This window comes from Halalkalibacter lacteus, from assembly GCF_036663595.1.
Classification (GTDB): Bacteria; Bacillota; Bacilli; order Bacillales; family Bacillaceae_D; genus Halalkalibacter; species Halalkalibacter lacteus.
On sequence record NZ_JAWRVL010000001.1, the window covers coordinates 92452 to 110651 of the forward strand.

The 18200-nt window shown below is 38.5% G+C and carries 17 protein-coding genes; 5 read left to right on the forward strand and 12 right to left on the reverse strand.

The window, feature by feature from the left end; genetic code table 11:
- Nucleotides 1-123 precede the first annotated feature (123 nt).
- Nucleotides 124-2082: a heavy metal translocating P-type ATPase gene (locus SAZ04_RS00455; RefSeq protein WP_332689344.1), complete on the forward strand. Its 1959-nt coding sequence runs from the start codon at nucleotides 124-126 to the stop codon at nucleotides 2080-2082.
- A gap of 57 nt (nucleotides 2083-2139) precedes the next feature.
- Here the strand turns inward: SAZ04_RS00455 and SAZ04_RS00460 are convergent, their stop codons facing one another.
- The 4 genes from SAZ04_RS00460 to SAZ04_RS00475 form a co-directional block, all read right to left on the reverse strand.
- The gene (locus SAZ04_RS00460) at nucleotides 2140-2619 is read right to left on the reverse strand and encodes a BsuPI-related putative proteinase inhibitor (RefSeq protein ID WP_332689347.1); all 480 of its coding nucleotides are present in this window, start codon (nucleotides 2617-2619) and stop codon (nucleotides 2140-2142) included.
- A gap of 15 nt (nucleotides 2620-2634) precedes the next feature.
- Nucleotides 2635-3462, reverse strand: a complete 828-nt coding sequence (locus tag SAZ04_RS00465) for a YitT family protein (RefSeq protein WP_332689919.1) — start codon at nucleotides 3460-3462, stop codon at nucleotides 2635-2637.
- Between the two features lie 21 nt (nucleotides 3463-3483).
- On the reverse strand, nucleotides 3484-4269 hold the full coding sequence (gene yjfP / locus SAZ04_RS00470; RefSeq protein ID WP_332689349.1) for an esterase: 786 nt from the start codon (nucleotides 4267-4269) through the stop codon (nucleotides 3484-3486).
- A gap of 104 nt (nucleotides 4270-4373) precedes the next feature.
- Complete coding sequence (locus SAZ04_RS00475) at nucleotides 4374-4646, reverse strand: hypothetical protein (protein ID WP_332689352.1); 273 nt, start codon at nucleotides 4644-4646, stop codon at nucleotides 4374-4376.
- Nucleotides 4647-4779: 133 nt separating this feature from the next.
- On the opposite strand from SAZ04_RS00475, the gene SAZ04_RS00480 reads away from it, so the two are divergent.
- Complete coding sequence (locus SAZ04_RS00480; protein ID WP_332689355.1) at nucleotides 4780-4911, forward strand: DUF3941 domain-containing protein; 132 nt, start codon at nucleotides 4780-4782, stop codon at nucleotides 4909-4911.
- 158 nt (nucleotides 4912-5069) lie between these two features.
- Here SAZ04_RS00480 and SAZ04_RS00485 read toward each other — a convergent pair whose 3' ends face one another.
- Both SAZ04_RS00485 and SAZ04_RS00490 read right to left on the reverse strand, forming a co-directional pair.
- Nucleotides 5070-5438, reverse strand: coding sequence for a rhodanese-like domain-containing protein (locus tag SAZ04_RS00485; protein ID WP_332689358.1), 369 nt, complete (start codon nucleotides 5436-5438; stop codon nucleotides 5070-5072).
- A 54-nt stretch (nucleotides 5439-5492) separates the two neighbouring features.
- A complete protein-coding gene (locus SAZ04_RS00490; RefSeq protein ID WP_332689361.1) occupies nucleotides 5493-6578 on the reverse strand; it encodes an AI-2E family transporter in 1086 nt (361 codons plus the stop codon).
- Between the two features lie 235 nt (nucleotides 6579-6813).
- On the opposite strand from SAZ04_RS00490, the gene SAZ04_RS00495 reads away from it, so the two are divergent.
- Complete coding sequence (locus SAZ04_RS00495) at nucleotides 6814-7488, forward strand: GerMN domain-containing protein (RefSeq protein ID WP_332689364.1); 675 nt, start codon at nucleotides 6814-6816, stop codon at nucleotides 7486-7488.
- A gap of 492 nt (nucleotides 7489-7980) precedes the next feature.
- Nucleotides 7981-9735: a B12-binding domain-containing radical SAM protein gene (locus SAZ04_RS00500; RefSeq protein WP_332689367.1), complete on the forward strand. Its 1755-nt coding sequence runs from the start codon at nucleotides 7981-7983 to the stop codon at nucleotides 9733-9735.
- 196 nt (nucleotides 9736-9931) lie between these two features.
- Here the strand turns inward: SAZ04_RS00500 and meaB are convergent, their stop codons facing one another.
- The 5 genes from meaB to SAZ04_RS00525 form a co-directional block, all read right to left on the reverse strand.
- Nucleotides 9932-10936, reverse strand: coding sequence for a methylmalonyl Co-A mutase-associated GTPase MeaB (meaB, locus tag SAZ04_RS00505; RefSeq protein ID WP_332689370.1), 1005 nt, complete (start codon nucleotides 10934-10936; stop codon nucleotides 9932-9934).
- Between the two features lie 94 nt (nucleotides 10937-11030).
- Complete coding sequence (gene scpA / locus SAZ04_RS00510) at nucleotides 11031-13154, reverse strand: methylmalonyl-CoA mutase (protein ID WP_332689921.1); 2124 nt, start codon at nucleotides 13152-13154, stop codon at nucleotides 11031-11033.
- 23 nt (nucleotides 13155-13177) lie between these two features.
- On the reverse strand, nucleotides 13178-15202 hold the full coding sequence (locus tag SAZ04_RS00515) for a methylmalonyl-CoA mutase family protein (protein ID WP_332689373.1): 2025 nt from the start codon (nucleotides 15200-15202) through the stop codon (nucleotides 13178-13180).
- Between the two features lie 62 nt (nucleotides 15203-15264).
- Entirely contained in the window at nucleotides 15265-16815 is a 1551-nt protein-coding gene (locus SAZ04_RS00520; protein WP_332689376.1) for an acyl-CoA carboxylase subunit beta, read from the reverse strand.
- Between the two features lie 23 nt (nucleotides 16816-16838).
- Complete coding sequence (locus SAZ04_RS00525) at nucleotides 16839-17480, reverse strand: TetR/AcrR family transcriptional regulator (protein ID WP_332689379.1); 642 nt, start codon at nucleotides 17478-17480, stop codon at nucleotides 16839-16841.
- 208 nt (nucleotides 17481-17688) lie between these two features.
- Here SAZ04_RS00525 and SAZ04_RS00530 point away from each other — a divergent pair, with 208 nt between their 5' ends.
- Nucleotides 17689-17874, forward strand: a complete 186-nt coding sequence (locus SAZ04_RS00530; RefSeq protein ID WP_332689382.1) for a hypothetical protein — start codon at nucleotides 17689-17691, stop codon at nucleotides 17872-17874.
- A gap of 122 nt (nucleotides 17875-17996) precedes the next feature.
- Here the strand turns inward: SAZ04_RS00530 and SAZ04_RS00535 are convergent, their stop codons facing one another.
- The gene (locus tag SAZ04_RS00535) at nucleotides 17997-18137 is read right to left on the reverse strand and encodes a lmo0937 family membrane protein (protein ID WP_332689385.1); all 141 of its coding nucleotides are present in this window, start codon (nucleotides 18135-18137) and stop codon (nucleotides 17997-17999) included.
- Between the last annotated feature and the right edge of the window lie 63 nt (nucleotides 18138-18200).

Sequence of the window (18200 nt, forward strand, 5' to 3'; positions counted from 1 at the left end):
TATAATTTAATTTAAAATAATTATAAATAACTTATTAACCATATAATAATTAATATTATTAATTAATATCTATTCTCAATTAAGTTACATCCTTATTTTTATTCATGACAGGAGGAGAACAAAATGAATATTCGACAACTTGAGTGTACTCAGTGCGACCTTTTTCAAAATGTGTGTGCCAATCAACAAAGCTGTGATGGTAAAAAAGATAAGAAATTTACAGTTAGTGAACATTATCTCGAGCTCATTTTCGCTCTTACTAGTGGTGTCATGATTCTTATTGCTTGGTTGACGGAGCATTTTGGTTATTCGTCAATATCAATTTCATTATTTTTAAGCGCGTATGTAATTGGTGGATATTTCAAGGCAAAAGAAGGGCTATTAGACGTCATTCATAATCGTTCACTCAATGTTGAATTGTTAATGATTTTTGCTGCTATTGGTTCTGCAATCATTGGATATTGGGTTGAAGGTGCGATCTTAATTTTTATCTTTTCATTAAGTGGTGCCTTAGAAACCTATACGATGAACAAAAGTCATCGTGAAATTTCAGCCTTACTAGATATTCAACCTGAAACAGCGACTGTGCTATTTGAACAAGGTGAACAATTAATCAATATATCACAACTATCAATCGGTGATCATGTTCTAATAAAATCTGGAGAGCGAGTCCCTGCTGATGGTCAAATTATTCGTGGACAGACAATGATTGATGAGTCCGCTCTAAGTGGCGAATCAATTCCTCTTGACAAAACAATCAACGACAACGTTTTTGCTGGAACGGTAAACAAAAATGGTGTGATTGTTATATCGGTTACAAAAAAAAGTAAAGAATCTCTCTTCCAAAAGATTATTGACCTCGTCCAAACGGCAAAAAAAGAAAAAACACCATCTCAGCAATTTATCGAAAAATTTGAAGGCACTTATGTGAAAGTGGTTCTAGTGCTAGTTGGGGTCATGATGTTCCTTCCTCATTATTTACTTGGTTGGAGTTGGACCGAAACGTGGTATCGAGCGATGGTACTGCTTGTTGTTGCATCCCCTTGTGCACTCGTTGCCTCGGTAATGCCAGCTACACTTTCTGCTGTGTCAAATGGAGCTCGTCAAGGCATTCTATTCAAAGGTGGTATGCACTTAGAAAAATTGGCTACATTAAAGGCTATTGCCTTAGACAAAACAGGTACATTAACAAAAGGAAAACCAGAAGTAGCAAACGTACTTATTCGTGACGGGATCGACCGTCATGAATTTCTACAAGTGGTCTCTTCTATTGAAAAGTTATCGACCCATCCATTAGCGGAAGCCGTTGTTCGTTTTGCAAAGGATCAAGGAGTAACGTCTATTTTGAATGTTGATCACATGCAAGATGTTACTGGATTTGGGATAGAAGCAACGATTTCAAATACAAAATGGAAAGTTGGCAAGGGCAGTTTTATGGGAGATTCTCTAGCAGATGCTTTTTACCCTGCCGAAACTAGCAAGCTATCAGAAGAAGGTAAAACACTTGTTTATGTTAGTTACGAAGATGAAATCGTTGGACTATTCGCCCTTTCGGATTTAGTCCGCCCAGAAACAATCGATGCAATTAAGTCTTTTAAAAAGCAAGGAATCTACACGGTGATGCTTACGGGTGATCAAGAAAAAACAGCAAAAGCCATTCAGAAGATAACAGACGTTGATGACTTTGTAGCTAATTGCTTACCCGAAGAGAAAGTGACTGAAATTAAACGATTAACTGATACGTATCAAACCACTGCGATGGTAGGTGATGGAATTAATGATGCACCTGCTCTCGCAACAGCTAATGTCGGAATTGCAATGGGAGGTGGCACAGATGCCGCCATCGAAACATCCGACATCGTTCTTATGAAAAATGACTTATCAAAAATAGCGAAAGCAATCACCTTATCTAAACGAATGAACCGAATTGTGAAACAAAATATTGTTTTCTCCATCGCTGTTATCCTCTTGCTAATCATCTCCAACTTCATGGGACAAATTTCACTTCCACTCGGTGTAATTGGACATGAGGGAAGCACTATTCTTGTCATTTTAAATGGGTTGCGACTTTTGCGGGGCTAATGAAAGTAATAGAGGCTGTCTCTCAAGGTGAGACAGCCTCATTCTAATGATTATTCTTTATTTAATCTCAACATCTAGACTTTTTTGGAAAGTTCCATCTTCACTCCACTGCTCGCCGTCTATGGCTGCAAGTACTAATTGTGCTGTTAGTGTATAGGTTCCTGCTTCCATTTCGTCTAGGGAAATCGTTTCGCTAAATTCTTTTGACTCACCAGGCTCAAATGATTCATGGACAAGGGCCATCGTAAACATTCGGCCATTAGAGTAGCGGTATGTCTCTGCCCCATCTTTATCTACAAGAACAATTTCATATTTTTGTCCAGATGAAAAATCGATTGTGGAAGCTTCCTCTTTATTGTTCGTTACGTTAAGCTTTATATTCAATTCATTATCAGTTTGTTCTGTCCCAACCTCAAATAACCATTCTGCACTTGCCAATTCTTCATCTCCTTCAACTGTCGGACCTGGTGCATTAACCCCTTGTCCACATGCACTCAGTACAATGAGTAAAGAAAAAAGCCATATTAGTTTCCTCATCTCGATTCATCCCCCTCATTCTTTCCGAAACAAACCAAATATCCCCGCTGTTTCAACAATATTTGTAAAGGCATCAGGATCAACCTCTTGTATGACTTGTTTTAATTCGTATAATTCATATCGTGTAATAACGATCATCAGAATTTCTTTCTCATCTGCCGTATATCCACCCTTGGCAGGAATTCTTGTAATTCCTCTTGTCACTCGATCATGAATGGCCTCTCTTAATTGTTCAGCTTGTTTTGTGACGATCATCGCTGTTAATTTCACATGACGAGTATAAATGGCATCAATAACTCGTGATGACACATATACCGCCACAAGTGTATACAGCGCTTGTTCTGGATCAAATAACAATCCAGCAGTAATAACAATAATACTATTTAACACTAAAAAGTAAATTCCTACTGGACGATCACTAACTCTAGATAATATTAACGCAATTATATCAAGACCACCAGAGGAAGCGCCCCATTTCAAAGTAATTCCAGCTCCAAATGCTAAAATGACACCACCAAATACTGCATTAAGCAAGATATCAGGTGAAAATTGCCAAACCGGTAATAGTTCTAAAAAGAAAGTCGTTAGAGCAACATTAACAAAGCTATAAAACGTAAAACTTCTTCCGATTTTCATCCAGCCTATAATGGCTACAGGTATGTTTAATAGAAAGAGTAAAACCCCTGTAGACAAAGGAATAACGGTGGCTATTAATTGGGCTACCCCAGTAAACCCACTAGCAAATACATTGGCTGGTATTAAAAAGAAATTTAACCCAGCAGCTAAAAAGAATGCGCCAATAACAATGACAATAATCTTCTGAATTTCTTTTACTATTTTCATCTCTCTCTTATTCAAACCCAATTATGAAGTTACCTTATTTGATAATAGATGTTGTTCGAACCACCCTACAGAAGTCAGAACCGCTCTCCGCGATACTTTATGGCCTATTTTTTCCTCAGCAAGAAATTGAAGGTTCTCTGGGGCATCTTCATAGTTTGCTGCTAATGCTTGATACAAATTCTCTGAGAAAGGATAAGGGACGACTTTGTCTTCCTTCCCATGCCAAATCAACAACGGACGTCCACCTAACTTATCTAATTGGGCTGATAAATCAAATGGTTTAATATTTCGTAAGATTGTTTCCTTCATTTGTTGCTCAATCGTAAGTTCCTTTTGTTCCACGACTTCTAACAGTCGGTTGGCAAATGTTTCATAGTAAGCCGTTCCCATAAACGAAACTGCAGTTTGAATCCATTGATATTGAGTAAGTGCACCAAACATGGTTATAGCGCCCATGGACGTACCGATAACTCCAACTTTTTCTCCATTTATAAGCTCTCTTGCTTCTAATTCTTGCTTCATTTCGTCTAATTCCTTAATCGATGTTAAAATGATTTCCCAAAAAGCAAGCTCTCTTTTATTCCCTTTTAATGCGTCTTCACGCTCACCATGATGGAGAGCATCAGGTAATATCACACGAAATCCTTTTTCTGCTAGTAAATAAGCTACATGTAAGTTATGTTCTTTTGCACTGGTAAAGCCATGAAAGAAAAAGATAGTAGGGATCACTTGTTCACATCGCGATTCTTCCTTCACTACATGTAACGTTGGAACTTGAGCAATCGTTTCATTTTTTATTGTGATCATCAAATTCTCCACCTTTTTTCAACATTTTTCCTAATTATAGCATTCCAAAATAGTGAATTCACCTTACCACTCTTTCTCTTTGTACACAAGAAAAGAGCCACCAATTATTGGTGACTCATTTGTTGCTTTTTGTTATAGTGCTGTACACTTGTCAGGGCACCTTCTCCTACCATCTTATTATCATCATAATCATGTGGATGAGAATGCCCAATTTTCAGTTGCTTCTCTTTTTCTTCTCTCTTTTTTTTTCCTGTTATCTTATGATACGCCTCATGAACGGTTTGCGTCACTTTCGCTCTCAGACCTCTTTTTCCAAGTAAAACAGTGGTCGTTCCGGCAATGGCAACAACTGATGCAATCATTGATTTTCTACCCATATTATCTCCACCTTTTCTTGTGAGTGTACAGTCTGTATACCCGCTAATATAAAAACGAAACTTCCTATTTTGTTCATACAACTTCACAATTAGGACAATCTATAAAAGAAAAATGACGAAAGAAGGTGAAATCATGTCTCGAACGGGTGATAATAACAAAAAGAAAAAAGACAACAATGCATTAAATCGTCAAAAAAACGAACACGCACGTTCAAATGCACAACACGGAAAACACGACTACTCGAAGAAAACAGACCATCTATAAGATGGCCATTTGAAAAAGGGGTGCTTTTTCTCCTTTTTCAAATAGCTCGAAGCAGCGTGCGGAGCCATTGCCAACTTCGTTTCGAACACTTCTGGTGTACTTTTTCGCTCCGCATAAAAAAAGTCTGTCCTCTAATCAGAGAACAAACCTTATAGTTATTATTTTTTTAATTCCTTCACATCACTAACAATCCATTCAGGACCTTTTTTCACTTCTCCGTCCCACGCAAGCATTCCGCCAAAATAATTTTGGACGTTTTGAAATCCTTGATTTTGAAGATAGAGAGCAACATTTTGACTTCTGTTTCCACTTCGGCAAACAAATAAGTATGATTGATCTTTATCTAATTGATCCATGACATTCGGAATCGTGTTCATCGGAATTAACGGTATTCCTGGAATATGAGCTTCTTCATATTCTTCCACTTCTCGAACATCAATGATAATTGATTCTTTCGTATCGTTTTTGATTAGTTCCTTCAATTCATCCACTTCAAGTTGCTTGATACCATCTTGTTCAAATGCCATTTTATCACCTCATAATAGTCTATCTTGTAACCATACAAATGAAAATGAGGAAAGTCAATCAATCGTCGTATTTCGCAATATCCATAATCGATAAATATGAAGCACGAGAACTTTCCCTACTGCATAAGTGGGCACCGCTAAAAGAAGCCCGAGTAAACCTGCAAATCTTCCTGCAACTAAAAGCAAAAAGATAATAGTTATTGGATGAATCGATAATTTCCTCCCCATTACTTGTGGTGAAATTAAATTGCTTTCAATCTGTTGAACGACCACAACGACCAAAATGACAAGTAGCGCCATAAAAGGAGAGTGCAAAAATCCAACAATGACAGCTGGTAACGTTCCAATCCATGGTCCTATAAACGGAATCACATTGGTAAACATAGCCACAAGAGCCAATACAAGCGGATAATCAAGCCCTATGATGAGAAATGCAACATAGGCTAATACTCCTACACAAATACTGACAATAATTTGCCCTTGAATATAGGAGCTCAATGCAAAGTCCATTGCTTTTAGTACTTCTCTGCCTTCACTTTGTCTTTTTTCAGGGAGTAATTTCACTAATTGGTTCGGAGCCTTTTCCCCCTCCTTTAACATGTAAAACAACACAAATGGAATGATAATGATGATAATAATTGTATTTGCAATGATCCCAATAAAGTTTGCAATATTGTGTCCGATACCTGAAACAAAATTATTAAGATAATTTGCAAATTCCATCGTGATTTCTTCTATCGAAAAATTCTCACCTTGTTGGAAGCGTGAGATGTACTCGTTCTCTTGCAAATTAATAAACATATCGCGAATTTCATTAATAAAAATAGGCATGTTTCGTGTAAAACTATAAAATTGTTTCTGTAATTCAGGTCCTATGATGAAAACAAGGGCTGTTACTAAGCCGATTACACCACAATACAAAATTAAAATAGCTATGGACCTTGGTAATTTCATTGATAGTATGTTTACAAAAGGACGAAATAAATAAAATAGAACCCCAGCCAATATAATTGGTGCGAATAAGGTCTGGATTAGAATGACAAATGGAGTAAATACCCAATCAATTAACGAACCTAAATAAATAATAATGAAAAGGAGTACAATCCCATAACCAATCCTGAAAGCTTTCGTTTGAGGCATAAGCAAAATTCCTTCCTACACATTCTTTTTTTTATTGTACCATTTTCTTCCGCTTTCTTCTTCCTCAAATGCCCAGAAATTCTAAGATCACCCCCCTGCAAAAAAACTCATTCTAATTACCTATGTCGAAATTGGTCATTGAATTTCAACATGAATGATGTAGAATTTAAGTGATAGAGTTATGAAACTCTATCACTATCTTTTTAAGGATGAACGAGAAAAAGGGGGAAGTATCGTGAAAAAACATTGGATGTTTCTCTTACTAGGGTTATCCATCCTTCTTCTAGGTGCATGTGGTCAAGGAACTACAAGCAACGAACAAGAAGAACAGCCTGCTGATGGCATTGAATCCGAAGAAAACAGTGATTTAGTTGAAGAGGAAACTGAAGTAGACACAGATGAAGAAGTAGAACCAGAAGTAGATTCTGAGACGGTTGAAACTGAAACAGAGGCAGAAGATACACCCACTAATGAAGAAGGTAGCTCGGAAACTACAAGTTCAATTGAACTTGTTTTCTCAGATGATCAAGTAATCGACATGTACCGCGTAGAACGCCAGTTAGAAATAACTGAAGATGCTCTATTTGTAGCAACATTAGAAGCTTGGGTTCAAGGTCCAACTGAAGAAGGTCTCATTTCCATTATTCCTAGTGACGTTGAGGTACAATCTGTTGAAGATAAAGAAGGTGTCGCACATGTATCTTTCTCTTCTGAATTATTGAATGCCCAAGTTGGTTCTGGAACAGAGTACATGTTGGTACAACAAATCGCTATGGCTATGCAGCAATTCGGATTCGACGAGACTCAAATTCTCATTGATGGAGAAGTTCATTCAGAGTTATTTGGCCACATTGATACGAGTCAACCGATCGTTGCTGAAGATATCAGTGATTATGAAAAAGTAGAATAAGAGTTTTGAATCGAGAGAAATCTAATGAGGTCATTGACCACATTAGATTTCGTCTTTTTATCTTCACCCTACATAACGATTATCTTCTAATTATTATGTAAGGCTCTGCTTTCTATTCACCCACCATTCAATATACTTTCTCTATAACATTTGTTTTTCCTCTTTACTATTAGCTAGTGACATTTGAACTAATGGTTGCCGCTAACTCCATTTCAATCATCAATAAATTCATTTCCTCCTGATCATTTATCAATTAAGTCTTCAAAGAGTAATATGCAGCACATGAGTTACCAACATTTTTACAAAATAACGGTCATGTGTTACAAAAACAATCGTTGCTGGATAAGCTTTTATTACAGATCGAAGTAGTTTGTTAGATCATCGATTCAGACTACTGATTGACCCTTCTTTCATTCTGATTGTTTTTTAATTAAGAGCAGAATTATGATATGATACAGTACGGAACAAAAGAAAAGAATTGAGGGGTACAGAATGAAAACCGTCGTTACGACGTTGAATGCAAAATATATCCATACATGTTTAGCTTTACGTTGCTTGAAAGCTTATTCCGAACCTGATTTTCCAATAGAAATGGTTGAATATACGATCAAAGATCCAGTCATGAACATTGTTTCCGATCTCTATGATCGAAAACCAGACGTGATCGGATTTAGTTGTTATATTTGGAACATAGAAGAAACAATAAAAGTAATTAATATGCTAAAAAAAGTGCTGCCTGAAACAAAAATTGTTCTAGGTGGACCTGAAGTCTCTTATGACACGAAAGAATGGTTGGAAACTCTAGAGAATGTTGACTTTATCGTAGTCGGGGAAGGGGAAGAAACGTTCAAGCAGCTACTTGAAGAAATTAGTAGCACCCAAAAATATCATATGGTATTCGGGCTTGCTTATCGTAAAGAAGCTGAAGTAGTCATTACTGCTCCTAGACCAAAATTAAAACTCGATGACATTCCGACCCCGTATCGCTTTCACGAGGATTTGGATGGCTTATCAAAACGTGTTACTTATTTTGAAACGAGTCGCGGCTGTCCGTACAGCTGTCAGTTCTGCCTCTCATCTATTGAAGTTGGGGTCAGATATGTTGATATTGACCGAGTCAAAGCAGACCTCCTTTTTTTAATTGAAAGTGGCACAAAGCTGATTAAATTTGTCGATCGTACATTTAACATAAAACGTGACTATGCACTAGAGATTTTTCGGTTTCTAATTGAAAATCATCAAGATTGTGTCTTTCAATTTGAAATTACTGCTGATATTATGCGGCCAGAAGTACTCACTTATTTAAATGATCATGCACCACCAGGAATATTCCGCTTTGAGATCGGCGTGCAATCAACCAATGATGCGACGAACGACCTCGTTATGCGTCGTCAAAATTTTGATAAATTAAAAAGAACCGTAACCATGGTGAAAGAAGGCGGTAAGATTGATCAACATCTTGATTTAATTGCTGGACTACCTGAAGAAGATTACGATTCTTTCCGCAGAACATTTAATGACGTATTTGAGATGCGTCCAGAGGAAATGCAACTAGGCTTTTTGAAAATGCTTCGCGGAACTGGCTTACGATTACGAGCTGAGCAACATGATTATGTGTATATGGACCATTCACCATATGAGATTTTAAAAAACAACGTATTAACATTTGATGAGATTATTCGCATCAAACGAGTAGAAGATGTCCTTGAAAAGTATTGGAATGATCATAGAATGGATCGAACGATTGAATATTTGGTTACGAATGAATTTGATTCTGCATTTGATTTCTTTCAAGAGTTCGGTGATTTTTGGGACGAGCGCGGATGGGCGCGGATTGGCCATCAATTAGAAGATCTATTTACAAGGCTCGATCAGTTTTTATCGCAACGAGAAACACAGGCAAACTCTCCTTTGGTGAGAGGATTAATGATGGTAGATTATTTTGAAAACCATAAACACAAACCACGTAAAACATGGTGGGAGTTCTCAATGTCTAAGCAGGAACAATCACGTTTCTTAACGATATTAGCAAATGAACCAGCTCTTGTGTCCGCTTCCTTCGCTACCCTAAATTTGAAGGAAAAAGAATTACACAAGCATACAATGATTGAGAGACTTCCTTTCCATTTGACAGATTCGGGCATGAAGGAAGCAACAAGTTTACTGATCGCCTATTTTAATCCAAAAACGAATCGTTCATCGGTTTATACTGTTCCACTTGAAAAGATTGCTATTAGTGCTGAATGAACGGACGAGAGAAACATTGACACAGACGAGGGTAGAGAGACTCCCCTCGTCTTTTTTACTTTTTTCCAAAACAAATTATTTCAAATTGAGCACACTGCTTATATGAACAATTCATCTTGACTACTTATGACTTATTCTATTTGTCGTTTTCGTTTACCTAATCAGTGCAAAGAACGGAATGACTTTAGTATATGGATTATTTATTCTGTTGATATTTTTTCAACAAAGTTAATGCTGCTTGTGTTGCACTAACCTGACCTTGTAATACGGTCTGCTTTATTTGTGGGAGCTCGTTTTTTATTAAGTCGCTCCCGTAAAAAGAAGACAAAAGTTGTTCTTCCACTAATGAATGAAACCAATTGGCTGCTTGTTTTTTTCTCCGTTCTTCAAACTGCTTAGACTGGATCAGATGAGTGCGAAACTGTTCGACCGTACTCCAACATTCTTCTATCCCCTCACCTGTCATCGAGGACACCGTTTGTACTTTTGTTTCCCATCCTTCCGTGATTCTAGGAAGCATATGAAGAATGCGACTAAGCTCTATTTTCGCCTGATTTGCAGCTTGAATATTTGTTCCATCCGCTTTGTTAATAAGCATAATATCAACCATTTCCATAATCCCTTTTTTCATTCCTTGTAACTCATCACCAGCCCCAGTTAGCACCAACACTAAGAAACAATCTACCATGGAACGAACAGATACTTCACTTTGTCCAACACCAACTGTTTCTACAATGATGATGTCATATCCCGCTGCCTCACATAAAAGTAATGTCTCTCTTGTTTTTCTCGCAACCCCACCAAGAGCACCTCCTGCAGGTGATGGCCTGACGAATGCTCTTGGATGTCTTGATAACTGATCCATTCTTGTCTTATCACCAAGAATGCTTCCGTGCGAAAGAGAACTTGAAGGATCTACAGCAAGAACGGCAACACGATGCCCTTTTTCACAAAGCATCGTCCCAAACGTTTCAATGAACGTACTCTTGCCCGCTCCAGGAACCCCTGTAATTCCAATCCGTATAGATTTCCCTGCATTCGGCATAATCTCTGTAAGTACTTCTTGGGCAAGAGTAACATGTCGTGATGCATTACTCTCCACTAGCGTAATTGCTCTAGCTAAAACAGCCCTATTATTTGTTTTGACTCCTTTTACATACTCTTCTAAAGACAGTGGCTGACGTCTATAATTCAAATTCATACGGTATCTCCTTTTAAAAAAACTTAACCTCCGCCAGATCTCTTTCAAAGAGGGAGCTTCCTCAACTCTTCTTCTTCCTTATTCAATTGTCTCCTCACTCAACATAGCCTAATCGCCTATTTAATTCTTGCATAATTTGCTGTGCTGCTACAGGAATGACCGTTCCGGGTCCAAATATCGCAGCAGCTCCATGCTCTTTTAAAAACTCGTAGTCCTTGGCAGGTATGACTCCGCCAATAATAACTAGAATGTCTTCACGACCAAGTTTCCGTAGTTCCTCTACGACTTGAGGCAAGAGTGTTTTGTGACCAGCTGCAAGTGAACTCATTCCTAAAATATGAACATCATTTTCGACTGCTTGAAGAGCTGCTTCTTTAGGAGTTTGAAATAAAGGACCAATATCAACATCAAAGCCCATATCGGCAAAAGCAGTTGAGATCACTTTAGCGCCTCGATCATGACCGTCTTGACCCATTTTTGCAATCATAATCCTCGGACGTCTCCCTTCATTCTCGGCAAACTGATCTGTTACATGACGGATCTCTTTCATTTCATCTTTCTCTCCAAACTCTGCACGATATACACCGCTTATCGAACGGATAACTGCTCTATGACGACCAACAACCTTTTCATAAGCCATTGAGATCTCTCCTAAACTACAACGCGCTCTTGCCGCATCGATAGCTAACTCTAGTAAATTGCCCTTGCCCGTTTCAGCCGAGCTAGACAGCGCAGCGAGAGTCCGCTTCACTTCTTTTCCATCACGTTCATGACGCAATTTCTCCAAACGTCTAAGCTGCGATTCTCGTACTACCGTATTATCAATATCTAAAATATCGAGATCCTCTTCCTGATCAAGACGATATTTGTTTACACCGATAATTGTCTCTTTTTTCGAATCAATATGCGCTTGTCGCCTAGCTGCCGCTTCTTCAATTCGCATTTTCGGCAAACCGGTCTCAATTGCTTTTGCCATCCCGCCAAGCTTTTCAATTTCTTCAATATGACCCCAAGCTTTCTTCATAAGCTCCGCCGTTAGTGTTTCAACATAATAAGAGCCTCCCCAAGGATCAAGGACATTGGTAATTCCTGTTTCTTCCTGTAAGTACAACTGTGTATTCCTGGCAATTCGTGCTGAAAAATCTGTTGGCAAAGCAATCGCTTCATCAAGTGCATTCGTGTGCAAAGACTGCGTATGACCAAGAGCTGCTGCCATTGCTTCGATACAAGTACGGATCACGTTATTGTATGGATCTTGTTCCGTTAAACTCCAACCAGATGTCTGCGAGTGCGTCCTAAGAGCGAGTGACTTTTCATTTTTTGGATTAAATGGTTTGATTAACTTTGCCCAAATAAGTCTCGCAGCTCTCATTTTAGCCACTTCCATAAAATGATTCATTCCTATAGCCCAAAAGAAAGAAAGTCTTGGTGCAAATTCGTCAATATCAAGACCTGCTTTTATTCCTGTTCTGACATACTCAAGTCCGTCTGCTAGTGTATAGGCAAGTTCAATATCTGCTGTCGCACCTGCCTCTTGCATATGATAGCCTGAAATACTAATACTATTAAACTTAGGCATATATTTAGAAGTATATTCAAAGATGTCGGAGATCACTTTCATAGAAGCTTTGGGTGGGTAAATATAAGTATTTCGTACCATATATTCTTTTAGAATATCATTTTGAATGGTTCCCGTTAATTTCTCTTTAGGTACTCCTTGTTCCTCTGCGGCTACAATATAAAACGCCATAATAGGAAGGACAGCACCATTCATCGTCATCGATACAGACATTTGATCAAGTGGGATCCCGTCAAATAAAAGATTCATATCTAAAATAGAATCAATTGCCACTCCAGCTTTTCCGACATCCCCAACAACTCGTTCATGATCAGAATCATAGCCACGATGGGTTGCTAAATCAAAGGCGATCGATAATCCTCTTTGACCTGCTGCTAGATTTCGACGATAAAAAGCGTTACTTTCTTCTGCGGTAGAAAACCCTGCATACTGGCGAATCGTCCATGGACGTGTTTTGTACATGGCTGGATATGGTCCACGAAAAAAAGGCGCAATTCCTGCAACATAATCTAAGTGGTTCATATCTTCTATATCTTCTTTGATATAAACCGGTTTAATCGCAATTTGCTCCATTGTATGAAAAGCAGGCCCATCCTGCTTCTTTGATTGCTTTACTTGTTTAAAAGATGGAAATGGCATCGAATGAAAAGTAGGCTTCTTTCTCATTTTTTTGTTCCTCCCATCTTAGCTTGTAAGTCAAATAAAAGCTTATATGCATTCGTTTTTGCATGGATGAATCCTTGAACTCCCGCTTGTCTCAACAGATCCTCAAATTCTTCTTGCTGACGACCTGCGATAAAAACATCGCATGACCTTTTTGCTAATTCCGTTGCTAGAGGTACACCTAACTGAGAGTAGCTTTCATCAGTTCCACAGAGAACGACAAGGTCAAACGATTCTGCTTGTTTAAGAGCTTCCTCAACTCCTTCTATTGGATCAGAAAGTTGAACCTCAAATCCTCCACTTTGAAATAGTTCTGCAATAAAATCGACTCGCGTTTTATGTGTAGCGAGTGGGCCGAGACTAAGTACATCCACAGTTGGACGTTGTCCAAGCAACTCATAGAGGTCATCACTTTTTTGACGTAACAGTTCAAAGCCTTCAGCTATCCGTCTTTTTGGTATCGGTTCAATTTCAATCGAAGAAACATTATCTTGTAATCGTTCATGTACTTGGTGAATGGAAACATTTTGACGAATCAAAGCAAGCACATCCTCCATTGTCTTTGGTCGCGTCTCTCCTACTTTTTCATCTTTCCTTTCCAAGCGTTTGCTATACGCGTCTTGCGTTTCACAAGCTGGCTCCTGCTTCGGTGGTAGTGCCTCATTTAAATTGACATATTTATTTATTCCAACAATCGATTGTCTCCGGTACTCGACATCTTCTAAGCGCTTTTTCCATGTCGTATGAATTCGATTTTGTACAAGACCATTTTTAAGTGCTGCAATCATTCCACCTTCACGTTCGATGTCTTGGAAACACTCCCATGCTTTTTTCGCAAATTGCTCCGTTATATGTTCTACATACCAAGAACCACCTGATGGATCTACCGTTACTCCGATATTGGCTTCTTCTTGTAAAATAAGTGACGTGTTTCTAGCAATCCTTTTTGAAAACGCAGTCGGATCTTGTAATTCGTCATCAAACGGACTTACATGCAAGCTATCAACTCCTGCAACCGCAGCAGCAAACGCTTCACTTGTTCCTCTCAGTAGATTGACATACGTATCCTGTTTCGTTTTTGTGAATGATGATGTCCTGGCGTGAATGCTCATTTTTTGTCCGGTTTCTCCTGCACCAAACTCCGCCATTATCGCTGCCCACAGTAATCGTGCAGCTCGTATTTTTGCAATTTCACTAAAAAAATCATTCCCTATAGAGAAAGCAAATGTAATCGATCCTCCTGCTTGATCAGCAGATACTCCTCTTTCTAGTAACGCATTCACATATTCTACCCCTGTCGCTAAGGCCGCGGCCAATTCTACTGCTGGGCTAGCTGCGCCATTATGATAAACATGGCTTTGAACTAGGATCGTTCGTAACTTGGGGTGATTCGCCTGTGCCCACTTTACAGCGAGTGCCATATAGTCGTAACAGCGATCTAATGAATACGTCAATGTCCCATCTTTTACTAATTGGTGGAGCGGATCTGCGGCGATTGTTCCTTCTAATTGATTAGATAGTGAACAAAACATTGCTAATAGTGGGAGACTTACGACACCTGCATCTAGATGAACCGGCTGATTGGACAAATCAATTCCATTAAAAGCTACTTGCATCTCTTCTAAGTCATATAGTGTAACACCATTATTTTCAAGAAGATTGGGCTTATTTCCTCTTTTCATTTCATCGGTTAAGACAATATGAGTGACATTTTGGCCTCTTGCAAAGTCTTCCTTCATTCGTTCGTTTAGTTGTACTGGAGTCATGGCAGTCAACTCTTGACTAATCATCCAAGGTTTTGGTTGAGCTGATGTTCCCCTTACAAACGGATAAACTCCTGGCTCACTTCCCATCGTCTTGCAATTCTCTAAGTCTTTTTTTTGATACATTGGCTCTAGTACTATCTCATCAAAGAGTTTCGTTCTAAGAGTCTGGTCAAACGTCTCCGCTCTTAAAGATTTTTCTGTTACCTTTCGCCATTGCCGATACGTAGGAACTGGAAATTCATTAAATGTCATATCCATTATTATGCGGCTACCTTTTCAGGCTATCCGCTCACTCCCTTCCTAGCACATTTACAGGTTTATCACAAAGGCATATTCCCGTGTTTCTTTTTCGGAAGTTGTTTCTTTTTCTTTCTTAACATCTCTAACCCTTGAATGAGACTTCTCCTTGTATCACGTGGGTCAATGACATCATCAACCATTCCATTTGCTGCAGCAACATATGGGTTCGCAAACCGCATCCTGTAATCGGCAATTTTTTGTTTCCTAGTTTCTTCAGGGGTATTGCTTTCTCGAATTTCTTTTGCATAGATAATCGTCGCTGCACCTTCAGGTCCCATAACTGCGATTTCTGCATTAGGCCAAGCAAATACTAAGTCGGCTCCAATTGCTTTACTATTTAAAGCAACATATGCTCCTCCAAATGCTTTTCTGAGAATTACTGTAATCTTCGGGACTGTAGCTTCCGAATAGGCATATAAAATCTTTGCACCATGACGAATAATTCCTCCATGCTCTTGTTGAACTCCAGGTATGAATCCGCTTACATCTTCAAAAGTAATAATAGGGATATTGAAACAATCACAAAACCTAATGAAACGTGAACATTTATCTGAAGAATTGATATCCAGTCCACCTGCCATCATTTTCGGGTTATTTGCAACAATCCCTACCGTATTTCCTTCTATGCGTCCAAATCCAACAACGATATTTTTAGCAAACATTGGTTGAACTTCCATGAATTCTTCGTCATCGACGATTTTTTTGATAACTTTGCGAACATCATACACTTTTGTTCCATCAACAGGAACAAGATCAATTAACTCATTTATACGTTCTTGCACTGGACGTTTCTCTTTAGGTTCTAGGTGTAATGCATGTTCTTCAAAGTTTGAAGGAAGAAATTCGATTAATCTCCGTACTTCCAATAACACTTCTTCCTCTGACTGTGCAGTAAAATGTGCATTGCCACTAACACTTGAGTGAACTTTCGCTCCGCCTAAATCTTCTGAGTTGATTTTTGCCCCTGTCACACTTTCAATCACCTTAGGTCCTGTAATAAACATCTGACTCGTTTTTTCAACCATAAAGACAAAATCGGTGATCGCCGGGGAATAAACGGCTCCCCCTGCACAAGGTCCCATAATCACTGAAATTTGTGGTATAACACCTGAATAAATAGCATTCCGATAAAAGACGTGTCCATAGCCATCTAATGACAAGACACCTTCTTGAATCCGTGCTCCTCCAGAGTCATTTAAACCGATAATAGGAGCACCATTTTCCGCAGCTAAATCCATCACCTTCGCGATTTTTTGTGCGTGCATTTCTCCTAATGCGCCACCAAATACCGTAAAGTCTTGAGCAAATAAAAAGACAAGTCGTCCATGAATTTTACCGTAACCAGTAACGACACCTTCACCACGTGCTTCACTTGCTTGAAAAGCATCTCCACGAAACTCAATAAAAGGGTTAAGTTCAACAAATGTTTCATCATCAAGCAAACAATTAATTCTCTCACGTGCTGTCAGTTTCCCGCGGTTATGTTGAGCATCAATTCGCTTCTCCCCACCACCTTGTTTAATCATGTCGCGTCGTTCTTCCATCTCATGTATATAATCAAACATATCCATCTACAACACCCCCTAATTGGAATCTAAACGATTGAATCCTGGTTACTTGAAAGAAAAAAGCGTACATATTCTGTCTTCATACTTGCCTCTTTAGTTAAAACCGCATTCATTACGATGTCTGTATAAATGTTAGCAATTTCTTTAATCGAGTACTCACCAGTTTCTTTGTACCATTTATATGTCCAGTTGGTCATTCCAAAAATCGCCATTGATGTGATCTGCACAGGTATTTCCTTTCTGAATTCGCCACATGCAATGCCTTCCTCCACTAAACGGAACATCATCTGTTTATAACGATTGCGCTTACGTTTAATGTTGTCGAAATACTCTTTGCTTAAATAAAGTGATTCTTGATAAAACACCGTAACATGTGGTCGGTATAATTCAAACATCATCACAAACGATTTCACAGTCTCATATAACCGTTCAGCAGGCGTATCATACCGATTGTAAGCATCCTCTGCTTTATCAAGAATATATGTAATAAACGAATCATGTACCGTATATAAAAGCTCATCCTTCGATTTGAAATTATGATAAAATCCACCTTTGGATGTACCGCTCTCTTTTACAATGCGGTCAACCGTTACAGCATGGAATCCATACTCCTCAAAAAGAAGGAGTGCTGTATCTATGATCCGTTCTTTCGTTGGTTTTTTTTTCATCTTGCTTCCACCGCCTTCATGCAATTTATACAGGTCTTTAACCGACTGGTCAGTCTGTTAAAATCGTACGAAAAATTCAGATAATTGTCAATGTTTTTTTGCAAACGGTTACATGTTTCGTTTTTGCTATTTCAAAAAAAGTTTGAGCCAATTTAGAATGTTTACATAAACTAGTAACGAAAATAACATCAAAGGAGACGAATATAACATGACCTATCACCCTGATCGAATGAAATCCCTACTTGAACAAGATCGCTTTTTGTCTTCTGCATACGATGATGTTTTGAATCATATTAAAAGTGAAGAAGAAGCCCTTTTTTATGTATTTCAACATTATGTAAATAGCGATCCGATTTTTCAAAATGCTTATGACTTGTTGACTGAGCAAGGATGACCCATCTACTGTAGAAGGGAATGAGTTGGTTTCAGATGTGCGCGTACTACACACCTTTCCAAATAATTGAAAAAGAGGATGTCACAAGTCATTGAAACAACCTGAAGACATCCTCTTTCTTCCTAAACCCTTCTTCCGGTAATAAGCCTTATGATAAATATGACAAGCGCGACAACCAATAGTAAATGTATGAGATTTCCTGCTATTTCAAAGCTAAATCCAAGTATCCACAAGATAAAAATGATGATTAATATGGTCCACATTTTTCCTCACCTCATTGTATTATTTGTTTCTCTTATAGTAGTTATATTCCCTAATTTTCAAAT

Excerpts from the sequence above, each read along its gene's own strand:
- SAZ04_RS00480 (WP_332689355.1), top strand. The coding sequence starts at position 4,780 with ATGTCTCGAACGGGTGATAATAACAAAAAGAAAAAAGACAACAATGCA.
- SAZ04_RS00485 (WP_332689358.1), bottom strand. The coding sequence starts at position 5,438 with ATGGCATTTGAACAAGATGGTATCAAGCAACTTGAAGTGGATGAATTG.
- SAZ04_RS00455 (WP_332689344.1), top strand. The coding sequence starts at position 124 with ATGAATATTCGACAACTTGAGTGTACTCAGTGCGACCTTTTTCAAAAT.
- SAZ04_RS00475 (WP_332689352.1), bottom strand. The coding sequence starts at position 4,646 with ATGGGTAGAAAATCAATGATTGCATCAGTTGTTGCCATTGCCGGAACG.
- SAZ04_RS00490 (WP_332689361.1), bottom strand. The coding sequence starts at position 6,578 with ATGCCTCAAACGAAAGCTTTCAGGATTGGTTATGGGATTGTACTCCTT.
- SAZ04_RS00530 (WP_332689382.1), top strand. The coding sequence starts at position 17,689 with ATGACCTATCACCCTGATCGAATGAAATCCCTACTTGAACAAGATCGC.
- yjfP (WP_332689349.1), bottom strand. The coding sequence starts at position 4,269 with ATGATCACAATAAAAAATGAAACGATTGCTCAAGTTCCAACGTTACAT.
- scpA (WP_332689921.1), bottom strand. The coding sequence starts at position 13,154 with ATGCCATTTCCATCTTTTAAACAAGTAAAGCAATCAAAGAAGCAGGAT.
- SAZ04_RS00460 (WP_332689347.1), bottom strand. The coding sequence starts at position 2,619 with ATGAGGAAACTAATATGGCTTTTTTCTTTACTCATTGTACTGAGTGCA.
- SAZ04_RS00465 (WP_332689919.1), bottom strand. The coding sequence starts at position 3,462 with ATGAAAATAGTAAAAGAAATTCAGAAGATTATTGTCATTGTTATTGGC.
- SAZ04_RS00535 (WP_332689385.1), bottom strand. The coding sequence starts at position 18,137 with ATGTGGACCATATTAATCATCATTTTTATCTTGTGGATACTTGGATTT.
- SAZ04_RS00525 (WP_332689379.1), bottom strand. The coding sequence starts at position 17,480 with ATGAAAAAAAAACCAACGAAAGAACGGATCATAGATACAGCACTCCTT.
- SAZ04_RS00515 (WP_332689373.1), bottom strand. The coding sequence starts at position 15,202 with ATGGATATGACATTTAATGAATTTCCAGTTCCTACGTATCGGCAATGG.
- meaB (WP_332689370.1), bottom strand. The coding sequence starts at position 10,936 with ATGAATTTGAATTATAGACGTCAGCCACTGTCTTTAGAAGAGTATGTA.
- SAZ04_RS00520 (WP_332689376.1), bottom strand. The coding sequence starts at position 16,815 with ATGGATATGTTTGATTATATACATGAGATGGAAGAACGACGCGACATG.
- SAZ04_RS00500 (WP_332689367.1), top strand. The coding sequence starts at position 7,981 with ATGAAAACCGTCGTTACGACGTTGAATGCAAAATATATCCATACATGT.